Below are 19,339 nucleotides of genomic sequence, written 5' to 3' on the forward strand. Positions count from 1 at the left end.
GGCGATTTGTTTTGTGCTTTCACGTTGCTAACACTCGCCTTCGATATGTTGCCATTGCCATTAACAGCATACACGCCGCAGCAACGACAGCAGGAAACAAAACTGTTGTAACCGAGTAATTCTCAAGCGCCACAATGACGATGAGATTGCGGGCGGCGAACAGAGCGAAGAACAGCAAAGATTCGGAATGCGGGAAACTATAGACCTTCCTGACCGTTGGCCCGAACCCAAGAACATCGACGGTCGTAAGAATGACAACAGCCCACAATGGGTCAGACGTGAGATACCAAAGCGGCAAAGAAGACAGTGCCGAGGCGAAAAACAACCAATCTGTTTTTGTGATTGTAATGTCAGCACGCTTTACGTAAGCCAAAAATGCAACAAACAGCGTAATGCTTCCCGAAACCCCGATGGGCCACGCACCCACACCACCTTTACCTTCGAGCTGTGCAAGAAAAACCACGAAAGTGGTTGCGCCCCAAATGACCCAGGAAAACACATGGGGCTTGGTTGTGCCGGTAACGATTGCGCGGATATAGGGAACAAATGCCGCAAAAGTGAGAGCAATGGCAATGACGCTCAGGATTTCTTTGTAAGGCACGGTTCCCATGCTCTGTTCGCCTAACGTTACAGTAAGGGGCGCGCCGCTAACGAAAGCAAAACGAAGCCGCCGAACCTTGATAAAAAAACAAACTTCAAAACCGCCAACGGGCGGCGCGTCCCTTTGACCGACTTGTTAGGCTTGGCAACACCCGCCAAAGCCAAATTGCTACCTGAAAAATGGCTGATTAAAAACATAAGATTATGCATTAACTCTCTGTATTTCTTTTACCATTTTGACCAATTCAAAAGACTCTCCATTTGATAAGCGCTGTTTAAATCTCCCAAATTCAGAAAAACCACCTTTTTTGTAAAATGGCTCACCAGAAAGTGTGGCTGTCAGATACAAAGCCTGAATGCCTCTCTGTAAACATTTATTTTCGCATGTGGCCAAGAGGAGCGTGGCAACACCTCTTCGGGCAAAATCTGGATGCACGAAAAAGCCCCTTATTTCTGCTTTTTGGGGTTCAGAAACATCAATTGCCCAACCTCCGCAACCGATGATTTTCTTTTCGTACTCGGCGACAAGAAAACTGCCGGCGGCAATCAATTCTTCTATGCCGCTTACTAACTCCAACGCCGTTTCAATTTCTGCTTGTTTATAGTATTGCGACTGAAGTATTCGGGCAGATTTGGAAATTAGTGATCGAATATGAGCAAAATTTTCCAAATTAGCTTCATGGATGCGTGGATTCATAAACTCTTGTTAGGCCAAAATACTGTGTTGGCTATTGCTAGCAAAATGAGCGAGTAGTTGCGGAAGCTGCGACATGTCGTAAAATGGAGTTCCGCCTTGGTATGACACGGTTTCACCATTTGGCACATACTGGAATGCTTTCATTCCAGCAGCTTTGGCAGCTTCAATCCCCACGTCACTATCTTCTACAACTACGCATTGGCTGGGCATAAACCCCATTGCACTTGCTGCGTATTGGAATAGGCCTGGCTCCGGCTTCCAAGAGCCAACCTCATACGAGCTGAAGATGTCATCTCCAAAGTAAGGCGCGAGGCCGCTAACTTGCAATGCCTGACGAATTTTCAAAGGCGGCCCACTTGAGGCAATGCACTTGGGGAAGTTCGTGGCTTCGAGCATTTCAAGAACGCCGGACATAGGTTTTAGCTCACGAGAGAAGAGTTCCGCAACACGCTGGCGATAATGCTGTTCAAACGTGTCTGGTAGAGACTGGCAAAGCCGACTTTCAATATCAACAAGAATTGAGGCTAGCTTTTTGCCGCGATACCGCTGGATCAATGACTCTACAGTATCATTCAATTGTGGAAGCAGATCGAGAAACGCTTGATTGCAAAGTCCCTCACTGTCAACGAGCGTACCGTCCAAATCAAAGATTATACAGATATTAGCCATTTATCGAGAAGTCTAACAAGTTATTATCCAGGTCTGGCAAACATACGTCTTTTTTCAGTTCACTGTCAAGAATGAGCTTTAGTACCAGATTTTCTAAACGGCTTATCATGCATTTTATGCATGATAAATAGACCGGCATAATTCCAAAGCTAAACTTTGAATGTCTGAAATATCGTTTTGAAAGGCTATTTAAAAAACATTACGCATAGGCCCATTAGGGTCGGTTTTACTCATTTAGGGCCTATCGATCACAACCTCAAGCAGCCATAAAACTGAGATGCTGAACGGGAGATCGGCATTAGTACACTGCCTGATGTTTAGGATTTTTCCGCTTCCACTTCAAGTCGTACCATCGGAACATGAACACGGCCATCTGCATCCGGAGGTTTTTTCTCAAGGTATTTTGTGGCGATTAATTCAATAAATTGCTCTCTTTCACCTTCGGGCACGCGTTCGGTATAGGGTAGCCATGTCGTCCTGATCCAGCCCTTGAATTTTTCCTTATTCGCATGAAGGGCATCTTTGGCAATCAGTTCCACGCGTTGGATTTGGAAACCAGCTGCCAACAGCATGACTTCATACTCCTCTACACCCATAAATCCATAAGGAAATTCAAAATTTTGAAAATATGACTTCCATTCAGGTAATAACATAATTTGATCCAGAACAGATAGATACAAACTGACACCGTCCTTCGCTCCCATTTGCAGCAGTATTTTTCCCTTCGGTTTGAGGCTTTTAAACAGCCCCTCTACAACAAGTCTATGGTCTTTAATCCAGTGCAATACGGCATTGGAGAACACTACGTCAAATTGGTTTTCAAAGCCTAACTCGCGAGCATCCATCAGCTCAAAGGTGAGGTTCGGATAGCGTCTGGCGGGATATTGCTGGCGGGCGAGCGCAATCATTGAACTTGAATTGTCAATTCCAATGACGGTTCCATTGGGCAGCCGATCAGCTATTTCAGCGGTTACCTTGCCGTCGCCGCAGCCCAGGTCAAGAACATCTTCTGACCCGGACAGCGCTAATTTTGCGATCAACTCGCACGCCCATTGCTGTTGGGCTGCGGAGTTTTGCTGATAATCCTCGGCATTCCAGTTATAGCTACTCATCATGAACTCCTAAATTTAGGGATGGAAAGCTATTGTTTATCCATAATTTAACTGGTACAAGACAACACTTTATAATGGTATAAAAACAACCATGACCGAATCCAATCCGCGCCGTATCCTCGGTTCCTTTATCCGCGCCCACCGCGAGCATATGCCTGTATCCACCAAAGCGATGGGGCGGCGTCGAACCCCAGGGTGGCGGCGCGAAGAATTGGCCGATGCGGCAAGCGTGAGTGTCACCTGGATAACCTGGTTGGAACAAGGACGGAACGTAACGGCTTCAGCAGCAGCGCTGACACGTCTTGCTGAGGCGTTAAACCTAACGCCGGCCGAACGTGCTTCGTTGTTCGATCTCGCCGGTAAACGCGATCCAGCCGGTTCTGCCGAACCGCAGACGGAACTATTGCCGGAGCTTCTAAATTTGCCCTCGCTGTTTATGGGGCCGGCCTATCTTATCGATCATAGCTGGACGGCTAGGGCCTGGAATAATGATGCGGCCAGATTGTTCAGCGGTTGGTTGGACGCCGCATCGACGGAACGCAATTTACTGAAATTTGTATTTCTTAATCCTGCTGCGCAGCGCTTGATAGACGACTGGTCAGAGCGTGCTCGGCGGTTAGTTGCCGAATTCCGTGCCGACTATAACCGACGTTCACAAGATTCAGATATGCAAGCACTGATTGACGAGCTATTAGCTAAAAGTCCAACATTTTCATACTATTGGCGAGAACAAGCTGTGCTAAACCGGGAAGGCGGGGAGCGTTGTTTTAATCATCCATTACGGGGGGAGCTGATTTATTTGCAGACCACATTGATTGTCGCCTTGCAACCGGATTGCAAACTGGTCTGTTTAACGCCTTTGAAAAGAGAAATCACGATTAGATAGTGCTAATTTAATCAGGGTGTTGCGTCGACTAGTTGAACCCACCAGTCATTGTTTTTACATAGCCGATCAGCATCTACGGGTTGATCTTGCTCTTTCATACTCGATAGAGCGCTACTAGCCATAACACGCCGGTCGGGGTAACTATCCAATTACAATAGCTAAGGTATCCTGTGACCCAGCCGACTGTCCGGTATTCGGCGAGCAAATTGTCATTATCACTGCCGCACTCCGGCCACAAGGGAGCCTCCAAGTTATAGGTGTCAGCGGCAGGAGTTGATTCGTTATCTGCTGTCTATTTTAAGCTATGGATGCTTGATGCAAGACCTGGTACCGATTTCCCTTTAGAGATATTTTGTATGGCCGGATTTTGTTGAAATCGTAAGTTTCTGATCAAATGCTCCCGCTTGTACTGATAGTAAAAAGACTTTATTGAATCCCTAGCTCAGCTAACCTATCAATGGCATCTTTATGTCCTTGCTCAGCAGCTTTACGAAACCAGTAGATTGCATCAGCAATATTCTCTTGACCCACTACACCGACTAAATTAAGTTAAACAAAATCTGATCTTGCCCCTATTCCACAGGCAATTCACTAAGCGACAAATTTAAGTTCAAAGACTTTGGGTGACCTTCAATCCGGGTTATTGCTCGCTGACCATCTGCCCCAATTTGACCAACGCCTGATTGACCCGCTCGTCCCAATCCACTGCGCAATTCAGGCGGATGAAATTGCGGTATTTTTGTGTTGCCGAGAACATCTGGCCGGGCGCGATGCTGATACCTTGCATCAACGCTCGCTGGGCCAGGGTCGTCGCATCGACAGTTTCCGGCAGCTCCACCCATATCACGAAGCCGCCCTCCGGCTGGGTAACGCGAATGCCAGTCGGAAAATAAGCGCCGATGGCCGCCGTCATTTTTTCCACCGATTGCCGGTATTGGTTGCGCGCCTGGCGCAGATGACGTTCGTAGCCGCCCTTGGCCAGCATTTCCACGACTGTCAATTGCGCGTGAGTCGGCGTCGCCAGATTGCCAACGTATTTCAGGTATTCGGTTTGTTCCAGGTACGGCCCGGCCACCAGCCAACCCACCCGTAAACCGGGACACAGGGATTTTGAAAACGACGAGCAATATAACACCCGTCCCTCGCTGTCCCAGCTTTTCGCTATCGACGGGCGCTGAACGCCGAATCCCAGTTCGCCGTAAATGTCGTCCTCAATCAACGCGATCCGGTAGCGGGTGGCCAGTTCAACCAGCGCGCGCTTGCGCGTATCGCTCATGCAATAACCCAAGGGATTGCTGTAGTTGGGAACCACGATACAACCCTTGATCTGCCATTGCTCGCAGGCCAGTTGCAGCGCGTCCAGCGCGATGCCGTCGCGCGGATGGGTCGGAATTTCGATCGCGCGTAGCGACAACGATTCGATGATTTGCAACAGCCCGTAAAAGGTCGGCGATTCGACGGCGACGATGTCGCCCGGCCGGGTAACCGCTTTCAACGCCAGCGTCATCGCTTCCTGGCAGCCGTTGGTGATCAGGATGTCGTTGGGATCGACCGGGCAGCCCTGTTCCGACATGCGGCGGGCGATTTGCCGCCGCAATTCCGGCACGCCGGGCGGAAACTCGTAATTGGCAATGCGTTGGCTGTAACGACGGGCGACGTTGGCCAACAGCTGGGCCATTTTTTGCGTCGGCAAAAACGACGCTGCCGGCACCGCCGCGCCCAATTGCACGATTCTCGGATCGTTGGCGGCCTTGACCAAACGCAACACCAATTCCTGACCCGTCACCAGCGACGGTTCGCGCGACGGCGCCGAAATCGCTGGTTCCTGTAGCGAACAGCGCGGACGCGGCCTGACGTAATAGCCCGAGCGCTGGCGAGCTTCGAGGTGGCCCTGGTCCTCCAGCAACCGCAATGCGCTGACCGCTGTAGCGGTACTGACCTGATGTTGTTGGCTGAGTTGGCGCACGCTGGGCAGGCGTTCTCCCGGTCGGTACAGATTCTGCGCGATGGCGTTGAGCAAATGTTCGGCGAGGTTTTCGTAGCGTAGATTCATGGGGTTGCAATACAGTTTCGGCGTTTGGCTATAGATACAATTCATTTTTAGTCAAAATTGTATCGATATAATTTACGGATTTTACATCTGTATTGATTGCCTGATCATAGTCTAAACTGGCGCCTCCGATCAAGCAGAGCAAGACCATGAAATTCCGTTTGTTGAACCGCGCCACGTTTGCCGTTGGCGATCGAAACCATACGATTCCTCCCCAGCCCTCCGAACTCAAGCGCGGTTATTGGTTTGGTTCCGCCGGTATCCTCGGTTTCAGCCTGACCTTGCCGGCAACCCGGCTGGCGGTGGCGGAACTCGATCCGATATTCGTTGGCTTGGGACGAGCGGTCGCCGCTTCGCTGCTGGCGGCATTGGCGTTGTGGTGGGGCGGCGGCCGCTTGCCCAAAGGCAGTCAATGGTTCAGGCTGGCCGCAACCGCCGGCGGCGTTGTGATCGGCTTTCCGCTGTTGTCGGCATTGGCATTGCAACAGGTGTCGGCCGTGCATGGTTCGGTGGTGGTCGGCTTGACACCGTTGTTGACCGCCGGTTTCGGCGTACTGTTATCGGGCGAACGGCCGTCATGGCGATTCTGGCTGGCAACGGCATTGGGTAGCGCGGCTATCCTGGTCTTCGTCTATCTGTCCGGTTCGGCGGGGCTGCAGCAAGCGGATCTGTATTTGCTGGCGGCGATTGCCTGCGCGGCTTACGGTTATGCCGAAGGCGCGCGGCTGGCGAAACAGCTAGGCGCTTGGCAAACCATCAGCTGGGCATTGTTGATGACCGCACCGCTGTTATTGCCATGGGTAGTGGAAGCCGCGCCGCCCCGCTTCGAGCTGGTCCGCTGGCCTAGCCTGTTGGGCTTTGCCTACGTCAGCGTGGTCAGCATGTATCTGGCATTTTTTGCCTGGTATCGCGGATTGGCATTGGGCGGCACTGCGCGGATCGGCCAACTGCAATTGCTGCAGCCGTTTCTCAGTATGGCGGCCGGTTCGGCCTTGATCGGCGAAAGCGTCGAGATTGAACAATTGGCAACCGCCTCACTGGTCGTCGCTTGCGTCTTGGCCGGCAGAAAATCCTAAAACCGACACTAAATTTTCAGGAGAATTTGATGAGTACCCATTCGATAACGTGGTTGAATGGCCAACTGTTGTCCACCGATCAAGCGGTTGTCCCGGTCAACGACCACGGTTTGCTGTATGGCGACGGCGTGTTCGAAGGCATACGCTTTTACCGGCGCCGCGCTTTTCGGGTGCAACGGCATTTGCAGCGGCTGCAGCTGTCGGCGCGGGCGATTGCGCTGGAAATACCGCTCTCTACCGACGAATTAACGTCCGTCATCGAGCGGTTGATCGATGCATTTCCCGATGACGACGGCTATATCCGTCTGATGGTGACGCGCGGTGCCGGACCGCTGGGCTTGAATCCCAAAAGTTGTTCGCAGCCCAATGTTATCGCCATCGCCGACCAATTGACGATGATATACATCGGTCAACAACAGGCCGGTGCGCGCTTGATGGTGTCGTCGGTGCGCCGCTTGTCGGCCGACGGCCTGGATCCGCGCATCAAAAGCCTGAATTATTTGAACCACATTCTGGCGAAAATCGAGGCCAACCATGCCGGCGTCGACGAGGCGATACTGCTCAACGCGCAAGGCCGGGTGGCCGAAGGCACCTCCGATAATGTGTTCATCGTCCGCAATGGCCGCTTATTGACGCCATCCTGCTGCGAAGGCGCGCTGGAAGGCATCACCCGCGCTTTGGTGTTGGAATTGGCGCAAGCCGACGGCATTGAAACCTGCGAGCAGCCTTTGGGCGTTTACGATTTGTACGCCGCCGACGAATGTTTTTTGACCGGCACCGGCGCGGAACTTATTCCGGTGGCCAGTATCGACTGCCGACTATTGCCTAGTTGCCCCGGACCAGTGTTCCTCCGGTTGCAACTGGCTTTTCAGCGGACTATAGCCATAGAGTGTGGAGGTGAAAGATGAATTTTCTGGAAAATTTGCTGTTGCAGGCACGTTACAGTCAATGGGTGAACCAGCGTTTGTATGGTACTTGCGACACATTGGCGGACGACGAACGCAAACGGGATCGCGGAGTATTTTTTGGTTCCATCCATGGTACCTTGAACCATTTGCTGTTGGGTGATCGCGTCTGGCTGGCCCGATTGCAAGGGCGGCCCGCGCCTTACCAGCGCTTGGACTTGGAGCTTTACGCCGATTTCGACGAATTGCGGGCGGCGCAAGCCAATTGCGACCAAGCCTTGCTGGATTGGATTCAAGACTTGCAAGCCGACGATTTGCAACGGCGCATCGCGTTTCGCAGCCTGTCCACCGGGCAGGACAAGGATTTGAGTGTCGGGATCATGTTGACCACCTTGTTGCTACATAAAACCCATCATCGCGGACAGATCACCGCGCTGTTGAGCCAGTGCGGTTGCGACTACGGCGACATTGATTTTATCTGTGCGCCGTTTGTCGATTAATCTTGTATTTTTTATCTGCTTTCGGATGGTTCTATATGACTGAATCAGCGTTCCCAATTAGCACCGTAGCGGATCAAGTGCCGCCGCGGGCAAGAAAATCTTTGTATCCGCAAGCCATTTGTGACTTGCATGGCGCCGGGGGCGATACCGGCTTTGCGCCACGCACATAGCAAGCAGGACGAGTTCACCTACATCTTGCAAGGCTGTCCGAAACTGTACACCGACGCTGGCCCCACGCCGTTGTTGACGGTCATGTGCACCGGTTTTAAAGCCGGCATCTTAGACAGGCCGCCGCCGGAAACAATGGCGGAAATGCACCATCCTAACTACGTGGTGTGCAGCGACTTGTGGCGCTCGGTCGAATCGGCTCATGCGGTGGGGTTGGCCAATATGCATGTTACGGATAGCTTGTTTCGCGAATCGGTGCTTCCGCATTTCGGCGGCGGCCCGGTTACATTGCCCATTGCGGTTTGGGTGACATTTTGCCGGTTACTCTGGTTGGCCGGTTTCTCGCAAAACGGCAAAGCTTATGCAGCCGCCAATTGTCGGGCTCGACAGGCCGCAACCCGGCTGGCCGGGTTGGCGGAAGCGCATGGCAACGTTCTGCTGAACTGCCACGGCCTGATGAATTACCTGATTGCCCAACAACTGCGCGCCAACGGCTGGCCCGGCCTGGCCAAGTCGGGAAAGCGGTTTTGGAAGTGTGGGGTTAATGATTGTGGTGCCGTCAATTGTGGGCTGCGTGAGAACGTAAAGCTCTAGTTGCGTAGAATGCCATAATTACGGGATAGTAGTGGCTGGTGTCTGAGTAAATCTGACCATTGCAGTCGAACGTTCCATCTGACTCAATGGTTGAAATTTGATCTTTACCAATCACTGTTACTTTGTACCGATGGTATACGGAAGAGGAAAACAAATGCAAATCAAGGCTTTATTGTGTTGATGTAAATTTTGCGGTAAATATGTTGTTAACTATCTAATTCCCTGGGGAATTGCTGAATAAATCGATTCCGCTCATGGTTCGACAAGCTCACAACGAACGGAATCAACCACTTACCGTTCATCCTGACCTTGTCGAAGGATTTAACCAGCGCTTCCTTAGGTAAATAAACCAAAAGTCGAGCACCTTATATAAATGATTAAAGTAATACTGATAACTGGCGGTAGTCGTGGAATTGGTGCAGCAACGGCGCGGCTTGCAGCTGCTTGCGGATATTATGTGTGTGTCAATTATCATAAAAACCAAACAGCTGCTCACACAGTCGTTGAGGAGATTGAAGCAAGCGGCGGAAAGGCCATCGCTGTTGCAGCAGATGTTTCTTTGGAATCGGAGGTTAAAAATCTATTTAAAATCATTGATGAGAAAATGGGGCCTATTGCGGCACTGGTCAATAATGCCGGCATTCTTGAAAGGCAAATGAGGGTTGAGGATATTGATGCTGCCCGACTAAATAGAATTCTAGCGGCGAATGTAGTTGGTTCTTTTTTATGCGCAAGAGAGGCCGTGAAACGCATGTCCATAAAACATGGAGGGCAAGGCGGAGCTATTGTTAATGTATCATCTGCCGCATCAAGACTTGGGTCAGCGGGTGAATATGTTGATTATGCAGCATCCAAGGGCGCTATCGACACGCTTACTATAGGTCTATCCCGCGAGGTGGCGGAAGAAGGCATTCGCGTTAACGCTGTGCGCCCTGCATTTATTTATACCGACATGCATGCTGATGGTGGTGAGCCAGGGCGTGTAGATCGGATAAAAGAATCTTTGCCAATGAAACGAGGTGGACACCCCACCGAAGTAGCAAATGCAATCATGTGGCTGCTATCTGATGAGGCATCATATTCAACAGGCACATTCATTGAATTGGCAGGTGGAAGATAATGCCTAAGAGGCGCTCTCTGCATGACCTTAGCTCAACCTGATTGAACGCAAATCACTGGCGATTTCAATATTTCTACGTTTTACACGGCCTGGGTCGATCTGAACCATTGAGTTCTCTTCAATTTTGTATTCGTGGATGACTGCTTTACGGCTTGCTCTATTTTTCAAGTTGAAAAATGCCAAGCTAAATCCCTAAATAAAAACTGTATCGTTTTTCAGCCTGCCGATCATCTCGAATTGAATTATTTTGTTTACCTTTACAAAAAATGAAACGACCATCAACAAAAAATTCTCGGTAACGACATTTATTGCGGCCGACGAGAGCTTTCAAGTCACCAAAATAGTGATCATCCCTCCCGGAGATCATTATGGAACCCGTTGCCATTCCTAAAACCATCGACGACCCGATCCACCTTTTGCTGTGGAGCGCCGATGAAATCGTGCCTTTCATGGTGTGCATGCTCACCGGCATGCTGATCGATCAATTCATTCCCGCCCTGGCCATTGGCGCCATCGCCGTCAAATTCTACCGGCGCTTTCGGGACAATCGTCCTGACGGTTATACCCTGCATGCGATTTATTGGCTGGGTTTGCTGCCCAGCAAAGCGATCACCATTCCCAATCCCTTTATTCGGCGGTTCTACCCGTGAGGCTCTCGGACTTTCTGCGGACCTGGGAAGGGCACGAGGCCGAGAATCGCTTCAGCCGCATCATCATTCTGGGGCTGCTGGCGGTGTGCGTGATTACCTCGCTGGCCGCCTGGCGTACCGAACGCAGCATCATTCTGGTGCCGCCAACCTTGACGAAGGAAGTCGAAGTGACCCGGACGGCGGCTTCCAGCGAGTTCAAGGAGTCCTGGGGCCTGTTTCTGGCCGAGCTGTTGGGCAACACCACACCGGCCAATGCCGATTTCCTCAAAATCGCTATCGAGCCGTTGTTGGCGCCCGAGATCTACCGCACCGTGCTGGATGCGATGACCGATCAGATCAAGGCGATCAAGATGGACCGGGTCGCGATCAGCTTCACGCCCCGGCATGTCGATTATGAAGCCGAGACCAACAAGGTCTTTGTCAGCGGCGAACTCAAAAGCCAGGGGCCCAGTTCCAAGCCGGACATCAAGCCGCGCACCTACGAATTCATCATCGCCATCAAAAACTACCGGCCGCGTCTGGAGTTCATCGATGTCTATCCCGAAGACCCCAGAACATTGGAGCGCCTGAAAGCCGGGCCATCGCCACAGAGAGCCGCAACGCCATGAAAAGTGCCTGTTATCCACTCGTTTTATTGCTGATCATCAGTATGCCGTTATCCGCCGAGGAATTACCGGCTAACGGATTAGCCGCGCGTCCGCATCAAGACAATAAGGCTCTGGAAACCATGCCCTTGCAGGATGTGCCAAATATGGTAATTGATCAGTCTCCGCTGCAAGTCGAATTGCCGCCCGTCGATGCCAGTGTCCTGAATACGCCTCCTCAGCAGGCGGTCACTTCCGTCGCGCCGCAAACCCTTCAAGTCAAGCCCGGCATCAACGAGCTGATGCCGATTGCGGTCGGTCATTTGAACCGGCTGGTGACGCCCTTCGATAACCCGGTGGTGACCACGACCAGTCAGGCGACCACCAGCACCAAAGGCAAGATCGTCTATGTCGCGACCGCCGATGAAACGCCGGTGACCTTGTACATCACGCCCGGCGACAATCAGGACATCGCGCTCTCGCTGACGCTGATTCCCAAACGGATACCCGCCCGGGAAATCCATCTCAGCCTGGATCAGGAGACGTATAAACGGCTGACGCAATGGCAGCGGCAAAGCACGACTTCGTCCGAAAAATCCGCGAACCAGGAACAGGACTACATCACCACCTTGAAGCAGTTGTTCCGCGATTTGGGATTACAAAAAACGCCCGCCGGGTTTTCATTACGCGATCCCAGCCAGACCGAACAAATTCAGTGTCATCAAGACCGGCTAAGAATACACACCGGCCAGCTTCTGGAAGGTCAGGAGCTGCTGATATTCGTGGGTGTCGCCCGCAACACCGGCGTCATCCCGATCGAATTCGATGAACGCACCTGTGCCTCCACCCAGGACGAGGTCCTGGCCGTGGCTGCCTGGCCGAAAGTGGTGCTGGGACCCGGTGAATCGACCGAACTCTATGTCGCGGTCAGACGAAAAGACGAGGCTGCCACCATGGTCAGGCCGTCCTTGCTGAACGGGAGGATGCCTTGATGGCGGGTATCGATAAGGGGTGGTCGGCGCTGAGCCCGACTGCCAAACGGAATGTCGTCGTGGGCAGCATCGGTACCGTGTTGACCGCGACGATCATCGGCTTGGCTTCGGTGTCTCCGGAAGTGGTCAAACCGTCCAGCAAGCAGGCTACGATCCAGCACATACTCACCGATAGCGATCCACGGTCGTTGGGCATCGACGGCATTTCGGCCCAGTTACGCGACCTGCTGCAGAAAAATGAAGAGCAGGGCCGCCGTCTCGGGGCGATTGAAGAGCAGCAAAAACGCCAGCAACAATCCGATGAGATGCGCTTAAAACAATGGACCCTGGCCGAGCGGGAGGCCTATGACGCCAAGTTGAAAGCCGTCTCCGGCGAACTGGAAGCGCTCCGGAACAAACCGGCAGCGTCGGGGGCTTTGCTTCCGGATACGGGCTCGACAGCGGGTACCGTCTTACCTCTGCCCAATACGTCCGATCGACGAATGAGTGCATCGCGCACCACGCCGTATCCCAATGATCTGAGCCGTGTTTTCGAACAAGCCGCCGTAGCAGGTCCGAATTCAGCCAATCCCGGCATATCCGGAGGACGTGCGTCTTCTAATACCCCACCGCAGGCGGCCTTGCAGATTCGCGTGATCAAGGATGACAAGGCGTCACCGACAGGATCGGAAGGGAAACCCTCGCCCGAGCCATCCGCCCGGCACAGCGACGTCTTTATCCCGGCCGGCAGCATTCTGACCGGCGTCTTGTTGAACGGACTGGATGCGCCCACCGGTAAAAAGGCCAAGAAGGAGCCGATGCCGGTGCTTTTTCGAATCAAAAAGGAAGCCATTTTGCCCAATCGCTTCCATGCGGATTTGCGTGAATGCTTTCTGTTGGCCGCTGGCTTCGGTGACTTGAGCGCCGAGCGCGCCTATTTTCGCGGCGAGACGTTTTCCTGCGTGCGTCAGGACGGCGGCGTGATTGAAGTACCGATGAACGCTTACGCGACTGGCGAGGACGGCAAAAACGGCGTTAGAGGCCGTGTTGTGTCCAAACAAGGCGCCTTGCTGGCGCAGTCGATGATGGCCGGATTTCTCAGAGGCTTTTCCGATGCCTTCGGTCGTAACCAGGTTCCGGTGCTGCTGACCGGCGGTCTGGGGAGCCTAGCCGGCACGACGCCGTTTCAGAGCGCTTTTTCCGCCCAGTCCATGGAAGGCGGTGCGCTTAAAGGAGCCGGTTATGCGATGGAGCGCCTATCGCACTTTTACATGGATATGGCCGAAGAGATTTACCCGGTGATCGAAGTCGATGCCACCCGACAGGTGAATTTCATCGTGCAAAAAGGCACGGCGCTCAAACTGAAAACCCCGGCCTGATGCAAAAGATGGGTATTTTCGCCATTTATTGTCCGTGTTTGCTTGGCGGCAACCCGTAAGCTGTTGCCATCACTTCAATCCCTAACGATCGTCATCATGAATAGCCTTAACCGATTCGCTTTTCTGTCACTGCTTTGCATAGGCGCTGCCGCGATGGCCGCTGATGCGCCCAAGATTTCACCGGCCGATATCGCCGCCGGGTTGATGTCGGTCAAAATCGATGGCATGCAGGATTTGCCGATTACCGGGCTCAAAATGGTCAAGACCGGCGACCAGATCGTGTTCATGTCAAGCAACGGCCGTTTTGCTCTGTACGGCGGCAAACTACTCGATGTCTGGACCCAGCAGGAAATCAAGGATCTTCCCGACATCGATCGGATCGCCAGGCGGATTGATCTGTCAAGGATGAAACTCAATATCGACGATTTGGGTCCTGTCACCGTCGGTCGCGGCAAAGATTCCGTGCTGATCTTCATCGATCCGCGCTGCCCGTATTGCGGCAAGGTCATGAAAGACCTGCAAGCCTTGCAGGAACGCTATACCTTCAAACTGGTCATGGTGCCGATCCTGGGGCAGGAGTCGCAAAACATCGTCGTGCAACTGGCCTGTCAACAAGCCTCCAAAGATCAAAAAGTTCAGGACAGCGTCCGCCAGCGCCTCCTGAAACAGGATTATGCCGGTCTTCCAACCGATAATCCTGCGTCTTGTAACAAGGAGCCGCTGCAACGGGCGATCGTGACCGCCAAACTGTTTGGCCTGCCCGGCGTGCCGTTTCTGATTGCCCCGGATGGCCGCACGCACAGCGGCGCGCCCGAATCGCTGTCCGACTGGCTGGAAAACAAACCTGATGTCGTGCAAGCGCCTGCCAAGATCGACAAGCAGGAGAAAAAGCCGTGAGCCCGCGCCGGTTGATTCTACCGGTTCTCCTGGGATGGGTCGTCTTCCTCAGTGTCGGCTGTGCCACACAATACGGCTGCAAGGGCATGCCGGACGATCCCCAGTGTCTGTCCACCACTGAAGCTTATCAGGTGACCGACAAAGCCTTGCCGGAACCGCCCAAGCCTGAGCCCAACAAAATTGAGTTGGTTAAAGCTGGCGCGGCCACCGATTTCCCGCGCCACGCCCGGCAACCGGTCCCCAAAATCGACGATCCCACGCCGATCCGAACGCCGGCTCAGGTCATGCGCATCTGGATTGCGCCCTGGGAGGACAGCGACGGCGACCTGATGGTCTCGGGCTATGTGTATACCGAACTGGAACCCCGTCGCTGGATGATCGGTAAAAGCGCCCCGACGGTCAGCCCGTCGCTGATCCCGCTGCAAATCGAGCAACGTCCCCCGGAAAGGCCGCTAGATCGGGATCAGGCCGGTACCGACACCGAAGGCATGCCGCCAGGTTCATTGAAAGCCCCGAACACGCATTAAACCATCCTTCCGCCAATCCTTACCGGAATGAGCGAGATGCCGCGGGCAACCGCTTGGGCGAGCCGGACATTGGGTCCGAGACAGGGCGGGCAACCGTCTTTTCATTTCCCCATGAGGTCGTTTTTATGAGATTGTCACGTCAAACGGGCGCGTCGGTGGTCCTGGCATCCCTATTGCTGGTCATGCTGGCGCCCGATGCGCTGGCCGGAGCCGGCGGCACCGAGTTCAACAATGTCTGGACATTGCTCACCGGCTGGGTAGAAGGGCTGCTCGGCCGCATCATCGCCATCGTGTTTGTGATCGTGGGTTTAGTTGCAGGCGTCGTGCGAGGCAGCATTATGGGCTTTGTGCTGGGCATTGCCAGTGGCGTCGGCTTGTTCGCCGCCCCGACGATCATTACCAATATCGTCACCGCCACGCTGTGAGTTCGACATGAACGAGTTAACCGGAAGCCATTCCCATTCCGAGAAGGCGGCGGGCAACTGTCGAATTTCAACTCGGGTTTCCAATGGGGTGCGTGTGCAGGTCGTGGCGAGCGATGGGCGGGTGCTCAATGCCTGTCATCCGGCACGCGCCCGTGAACTCATCCGCAAAGGGCGTGCCCTGCGACTCAGTCGCCGTCCTTACACGATTTGTTTGATAGGGACGGCTATTCAGGAGGCTGAAGCCCAATCCATGCTGCAGGATGCCTCATGAAACCCTCCCGCATTCATCCTGCCGATTCCCTGTTTTCGGCCTTGGCGTATGATCCCGATCACCAGCTTTTTCTGCTCGCGGACGCAAGCATCGGCTTCGGTTTTATTTGCCGGCCGCTGACCGGCGCCGATCCGAGCGTTTCGGCCCGGGTCAATGTGTTGCTGAACCAGGACTGGCCGGCCGAGACCCTGCTGCAGGTCAGCCTCTGGACCTCCCCGGACATTGAGGAATCGTTGGCCATCATGCAGACCCGCCGTCTCAAACAGCAGAAGACGATCTATAAAGCGATGACGCAAGCCAGCATCGACTTTTTGCGGCAGGGAACCGGTAAAGCGCCAGAAACGGTTTCAGGCGCTCGCCTGCGCCGCAGCCAGGTGATCGTAACCGTCAAGCTGCCCATCGTTAACCCCCGGCCCAGCGAAAATGAATTGGTCAGGGCCTCAGAATTGCAGCGGGCGACCCAACAATCCTTGACCACGATCGGACTCACTCCTGACGTGCTCGATGCGGATCACTATGTGCGGGTGCTGAATACGGTCCTCAATTGGAATGATGATGCCGGCTGGAAAGACCGGGTGGTTCCCGAATGCGACCCGACGCAACTGATCCGCGACCAGCTGCTGGATTATGACAATGCGCTGGAGACCGACGAGAAGGGCGTTTGGCTGGGCCCCAAGCGGGTCAAAACCCTGTCCGCCAAGCGCACGCCCGATCATTTCTATTTCGGCAGCGCCAAAAGCTATCTGGGCGATATTCTGTCCGGCACGCGCGGCATTCGCCAGAATGCGCTCATCAGCCTGACCCTGCATTACCCGGATGCCGAATCCACTCGCGCCCGCCAGGAAGGCGTCAGACAGTTCATCACCAATCAGGTCAATACGCCGATCGCCCGTTTCCTGCCGGCGCTGATCCAGCGCAAGCATAATTTCGATGTGCTGTTCGATGCCTATGGCGATGGCGACCGGCCGATCCGGAGCTATTTTGGCCTGGTGTTGTTCTGCGACGACGGTGAGGAATCCGCGGCGATTTCCAATGCCCGGGTGTATTTCCGGGAGCTGGGTTTTCAGCTGCTGGAAGACAAGTATTTTTGTCTGCCGTTCTTTCTCAATTGCCTGCCGTTCGGGGCCGAACGAGCCGCGATAACCGATCTCAAACGCTACCGCACCCTGGCCACCCGGCATGCGATTCCGTTGCTGCCGCTGTTCGGCGATTGGGCCGGCACCGGCACGCCGACATTGAATTTTGTCTCGCGCAACGGCGAACACATGGCGGTGTCGTTGTTCGACACCACCGGAAACTACAATCTCTGCATCGCCGCCGAATCCGGCAAGGGCAAATCGTTTCTGACCAACGAAATCATCGTCAGCTACCTGACCGAAGGCGCGCAAATCTGGACGATCGATGTCGGCCGCTCCTATGAAAACCTTTGCGAAGTGCTGGAAGGCGATTTCGTCAAATTTACCCACGGCTCGGGGATTTGCATGAATCCCTTCGAAATCGTGCAGAACTTTGAAGAGGAAGCCGACATGCTGGCCGGACTGGTCAGTCAAATGGCCGCACCCACGGAAAAGCTCAGCGATTTTCAAACGGCCGGCCTGAAACGCGTACTGAAAAACCTTTGGACCGAGAAAGTCCAGGCAATGTCGGTCGACGACATTGCGGCGATTCTCTGCCGGGAAGACGATCAGCGCCTCAGGGATGTTGGCGAGCAGTTGTTCCCGTTCACGAGCCGCGGCGAATACGGGCGTTATTTCAACGGCCGCAACAACGCGCGCTTCAGCAACGATTTCACGGTGCTGGAGCTGGAGGAACTGAAAGGCCGGAAACATCTGCAGCAGGTTGTGTTGCTGCAACTGATCTATCAAATCCAGCAGGAGATGTATCTCGGCGAACGCAACCGCCCCAAGATCGTGATTATCGATGAAGCCTGGGATCTGCTCACCGAGGGCGATGTCGCCAAATTCATGGAGCACGGATATCGACGCTTTCGAAAGTACGGCGGCGCCGCGGTCACCATCACCCAGTCGGTCAATGACCTCTACCGCAATGCCGCCGGCCGGGCCATTGTCGAGAACTCGGCGAATATGTATCTGTTGGGCCAGAAAGCCGAAGTCATCGAAGGCATGAAGCAGGATCGACGGCTGCCCTTGTCGGACGGCGGTTACGAATTGCTCAAGACCGTCCATACCCTGCCGGGCGCTTATTCCGAAATTTTTTTCCTGACCGAGATGGGCTCGGGAATCGGCCGACTGATCGTCGACCCCTTCAAACGGCTTTTGTTTTCCACCAAGCCGGAAGATGTGCAGGCGCTGAAACAATTGCGCCGCCAAGGATTGAGTCTGGGCGATGCCATTCAGCAACTGCAAAGCAGCCGTAAAGCCAAAGAGCGGGAGGTCTACCATGGCCGCTAAGACCCAGTGGCTGGGTATCGGCCTCATGGCTTTGGTCTTGGGTCTCATGGGCGGCACGATCGCGGCCACTCAGATACTGAAAGAGCCCTTGCAACGATTGAACCTGATCACGCCGGTTTTTGTGCTGGATCGTGCCCGCCTGATCCAGGCGATTCCCCCGAATGCCACCCCGGATCAAATGGCCCGCACCGTCGAAGACTGGCAGCGTCTGGCCACCAAGTTGAGTAATGCCGGTTACCTGGTGCTGGATTCGACGGCCGTGGTCGCGGCACCGGACGATACCTATGTCAGGCCGGAAGGGCCGTGAAGCCATGAAACGAAAGACGATGTTTCGAAGCATCCAGCCCAAAGTCCCGCTCGGGCCGTTTCTGCTGAAAGCCTTGCCGCTTCTGATTCTACTGTTGTCCGTGGAGCACTACGTCGGCCAGCGGTTTTTGATCGGCGGCGATGATCAGGTCGACCGCTGTTTGCCGGATAAGCGCATTTATCTCATCGATACCTACAACAAGGATATCTGGCGCGGCGATTTGATCGCCTTTCGGGCCGAACGCATGAAACCGTATTTCAAGGACGGTCAGACCATCGTCAAGATCGCCGCTGGCGTCACCGGCGACCGCGTCCAGGTTGATAGCCGTCAAACCCGAATTAACGGCGCCGTCCTTATTGAGGGGCTGCCGCTGGCCGAGAAACTCAGAAAACCATCGTCCGCCTTCAAACGCGACGAAACCATCCCGACGGCCGCGTATTGGGTTACGGGTTTAACGCCGAAAAGTTTCGATTCGCGTTACTGGGGATACGTCTATGATCACCAGGTGATTGGCCGAGCTTATGCAATTTTTTAAGCACG

The 19,339-nt window shown here is 53.9% G+C and carries 24 protein-coding genes; 17 read left to right on the forward strand and 7 right to left on the reverse strand.

All coding sequences use genetic code 11. The features are described from left to right. Positions 1-19: 19 nt before the first annotated feature. From JJL52_RS07320 to JJL52_RS07340, 5 genes are all read right to left on the reverse strand, one after another. Positions 20-610 carry a hypothetical protein gene (locus tag JJL52_RS07320; RefSeq protein ID WP_202051743.1) on the reverse strand — a complete coding sequence of 197 codons (591 nt, stop codon included), beginning with the start codon at positions 608-610 and terminating at the stop codon, positions 20-22. Between the two features lie 17 nt (positions 611-627). Then, complete coding sequence (locus JJL52_RS07325) at positions 628-810, reverse strand: hypothetical protein (protein WP_202051744.1); 183 nt, start codon at positions 808-810, stop codon at positions 628-630. Continuing rightward, positions 803-1,297: a GNAT family N-acetyltransferase gene (locus tag JJL52_RS07330; RefSeq protein WP_202051745.1), complete on the reverse strand. Its 495-nt coding sequence runs from the start codon at positions 1,295-1,297 to the stop codon at positions 803-805. Before JJL52_RS07330 ends, JJL52_RS07325 begins: the two co-directional genes overlap by 8 nt. Positions 1,298-1,306: 9 nt before the next feature. Next, positions 1,307-1,966, reverse strand: a complete 660-nt coding sequence (locus JJL52_RS07335) for an HAD-IA family hydrolase (protein ID WP_202051746.1) — start codon at positions 1,964-1,966, stop codon at positions 1,307-1,309. A 317-nt stretch (positions 1,967-2,283) separates the two neighbouring features. Then, complete coding sequence (locus tag JJL52_RS07340; RefSeq protein WP_202051747.1) at positions 2,284-3,078, reverse strand: class I SAM-dependent methyltransferase; 795 nt, start codon at positions 3,076-3,078, stop codon at positions 2,284-2,286. A 91-nt stretch (positions 3,079-3,169) separates the two neighbouring features. Here JJL52_RS07340 and JJL52_RS07345 point away from each other — a divergent pair, with 91 nt between their 5' ends. Further along, positions 3,170-3,964: a helix-turn-helix transcriptional regulator gene (locus JJL52_RS07345; RefSeq protein WP_202051748.1), complete on the forward strand. Its 795-nt coding sequence runs from the start codon at positions 3,170-3,172 to the stop codon at positions 3,962-3,964. 640 nt (positions 3,965-4,604) lie between these two features. On the opposite strand, the gene JJL52_RS07350 is transcribed toward JJL52_RS07345, so the two are convergent. Beyond that, entirely contained in the window at positions 4,605-6,062 is a 1,458-nt protein-coding gene (locus JJL52_RS07350) for an aminotransferase-like domain-containing protein (protein WP_236994118.1), read from the reverse strand. A 101-nt stretch (positions 6,063-6,163) separates the two neighbouring features. On the opposite strand from JJL52_RS07350, the gene JJL52_RS07355 reads away from it, so the two are divergent. The 5 genes from JJL52_RS07355 (at position 6,164) to JJL52_RS07375 (ending at position 10,377) form a co-directional block, all read left to right on the forward strand. Then, entirely contained in the window at positions 6,164-7,090 is a 927-nt protein-coding gene (locus tag JJL52_RS07355) for a DMT family transporter (RefSeq protein WP_202051749.1), read from the forward strand. A gap of 29 nt (positions 7,091-7,119) precedes the next feature. After that, positions 7,120-7,998 carry a branched-chain-amino-acid transaminase gene (gene ilvE, locus JJL52_RS07360; protein ID WP_202051750.1) on the forward strand — a complete coding sequence of 293 codons (879 nt, stop codon included), beginning with the start codon at positions 7,120-7,122 and terminating at the stop codon, positions 7,996-7,998. Then, complete coding sequence (locus JJL52_RS07365; RefSeq protein WP_202051751.1) at positions 7,995-8,495, forward strand: DinB family protein; 501 nt, start codon at positions 7,995-7,997, stop codon at positions 8,493-8,495. The genes ilvE and JJL52_RS07365 overlap by 4 nt, the downstream gene beginning before the upstream one ends. A 153-nt stretch (positions 8,496-8,648) precedes the next feature. After that, positions 8,649-9,257: a cupin domain-containing protein gene (locus tag JJL52_RS07370; protein WP_202051752.1), complete on the forward strand. Its 609-nt coding sequence runs from the start codon at positions 8,649-8,651 to the stop codon at positions 9,255-9,257. A 373-nt stretch (positions 9,258-9,630) separates the two neighbouring features. Further along, the gene (locus JJL52_RS07375; protein ID WP_202051753.1) at positions 9,631-10,377 is read left to right on the forward strand and encodes an SDR family oxidoreductase; all 747 of its coding nucleotides are present in this window, start codon (positions 9,631-9,633) and stop codon (positions 10,375-10,377) included. A gap of 27 nt (positions 10,378-10,404) precedes the next feature. On the opposite strand, the gene JJL52_RS07380 is transcribed toward JJL52_RS07375, so the two are convergent. Further along, on the reverse strand, positions 10,405-10,560 hold the full coding sequence (locus JJL52_RS07380; RefSeq protein WP_202051754.1) for a hypothetical protein: 156 nt from the start codon (positions 10,558-10,560) through the stop codon (positions 10,405-10,407). Between the two features lie 185 nt (positions 10,561-10,745). On the opposite strand from JJL52_RS07380, the gene traL reads away from it, so the two are divergent. The 11 genes from traL to lepB all read left to right on the forward strand — a co-directional run bounded on the left by traL (position 10,746) and on the right by lepB (position 19,334). Next, positions 10,746-11,027, forward strand: coding sequence for a type IV conjugative transfer system protein TraL (gene traL / locus JJL52_RS07385; RefSeq protein ID WP_020563525.1), 282 nt, complete (start codon positions 10,746-10,748; stop codon positions 11,025-11,027). Then, positions 11,024-11,635, forward strand: coding sequence for a TraE/TraK family type IV conjugative transfer system protein (locus JJL52_RS07390; RefSeq protein ID WP_202051755.1), 612 nt, complete (start codon positions 11,024-11,026; stop codon positions 11,633-11,635). The genes traL and JJL52_RS07390 overlap by 4 nt, the downstream gene beginning before the upstream one ends. Beyond that, complete coding sequence (locus JJL52_RS07395) at positions 11,632-12,603, forward strand: TraK domain-containing protein (protein WP_202051756.1); 972 nt, start codon at positions 11,632-11,634, stop codon at positions 12,601-12,603. The genes JJL52_RS07390 and JJL52_RS07395 overlap by 4 nt, the downstream gene beginning before the upstream one ends. Beyond that, positions 12,603-13,961, forward strand: coding sequence for a TraB/VirB10 family protein (locus JJL52_RS07400; RefSeq protein ID WP_202051757.1), 1,359 nt, complete (start codon positions 12,603-12,605; stop codon positions 13,959-13,961). Before JJL52_RS07395 ends, JJL52_RS07400 begins: the two co-directional genes overlap by 1 nt. Before the next feature lie 96 nt (positions 13,962-14,057). Continuing rightward, complete coding sequence (locus JJL52_RS07405; protein ID WP_236994119.1) at positions 14,058-14,858, forward strand: DsbC family protein; 801 nt, start codon at positions 14,058-14,060, stop codon at positions 14,856-14,858. Further along, positions 14,855-15,385 carry a TraV family lipoprotein gene (locus tag JJL52_RS07410; RefSeq protein ID WP_202051758.1) on the forward strand — a complete coding sequence of 177 codons (531 nt, stop codon included), beginning with the start codon at positions 14,855-14,857 and terminating at the stop codon, positions 15,383-15,385. Before JJL52_RS07405 ends, JJL52_RS07410 begins: the two co-directional genes overlap by 4 nt. 125 nt (positions 15,386-15,510) lie before the next feature. Continuing rightward, positions 15,511-15,810 (forward strand): TraA family conjugative transfer protein, encoded by a 300-nt coding sequence (gene traA, locus JJL52_RS07415; protein WP_005369504.1) that lies wholly within the window; start codon positions 15,511-15,513, stop codon positions 15,808-15,810. A gap of 7 nt (positions 15,811-15,817) precedes the next feature. Continuing rightward, positions 15,818-16,081 carry an RRXRR domain-containing protein gene (locus JJL52_RS07420; RefSeq protein ID WP_202051759.1) on the forward strand — a complete coding sequence of 88 codons (264 nt, stop codon included), beginning with the start codon at positions 15,818-15,820 and terminating at the stop codon, positions 16,079-16,081. Then, positions 16,078-18,492 carry a type IV secretion system protein TraC gene (gene traC, locus JJL52_RS07425; RefSeq protein ID WP_202051760.1) on the forward strand — a complete coding sequence of 805 codons (2,415 nt, stop codon included), beginning with the start codon at positions 16,078-16,080 and terminating at the stop codon, positions 18,490-18,492. Before JJL52_RS07420 ends, traC begins: the two co-directional genes overlap by 4 nt. Further along, positions 18,482-18,799 (forward strand): hypothetical protein, encoded by a 318-nt coding sequence (locus JJL52_RS07430; RefSeq protein WP_202051761.1) that lies wholly within the window; start codon positions 18,482-18,484, stop codon positions 18,797-18,799. Before traC ends, JJL52_RS07430 begins: the two co-directional genes overlap by 11 nt. A 4-nt stretch (positions 18,800-18,803) precedes the next feature. After that, positions 18,804-19,334: a signal peptidase I gene (gene lepB, locus JJL52_RS07435; protein WP_236994120.1), complete on the forward strand. Its 531-nt coding sequence runs from the start codon at positions 18,804-18,806 to the stop codon at positions 19,332-19,334. Positions 19,335-19,339: the final 5 nt, after the last annotated feature.

It is taken from the genome of Candidatus Methylomicrobium oryzae, from assembly GCF_016745425.1.
GTDB classification, from domain to species: Bacteria; Pseudomonadota; Gammaproteobacteria; order Methylococcales; family Methylomonadaceae; genus Methylomicrobium; species Methylomicrobium oryzae.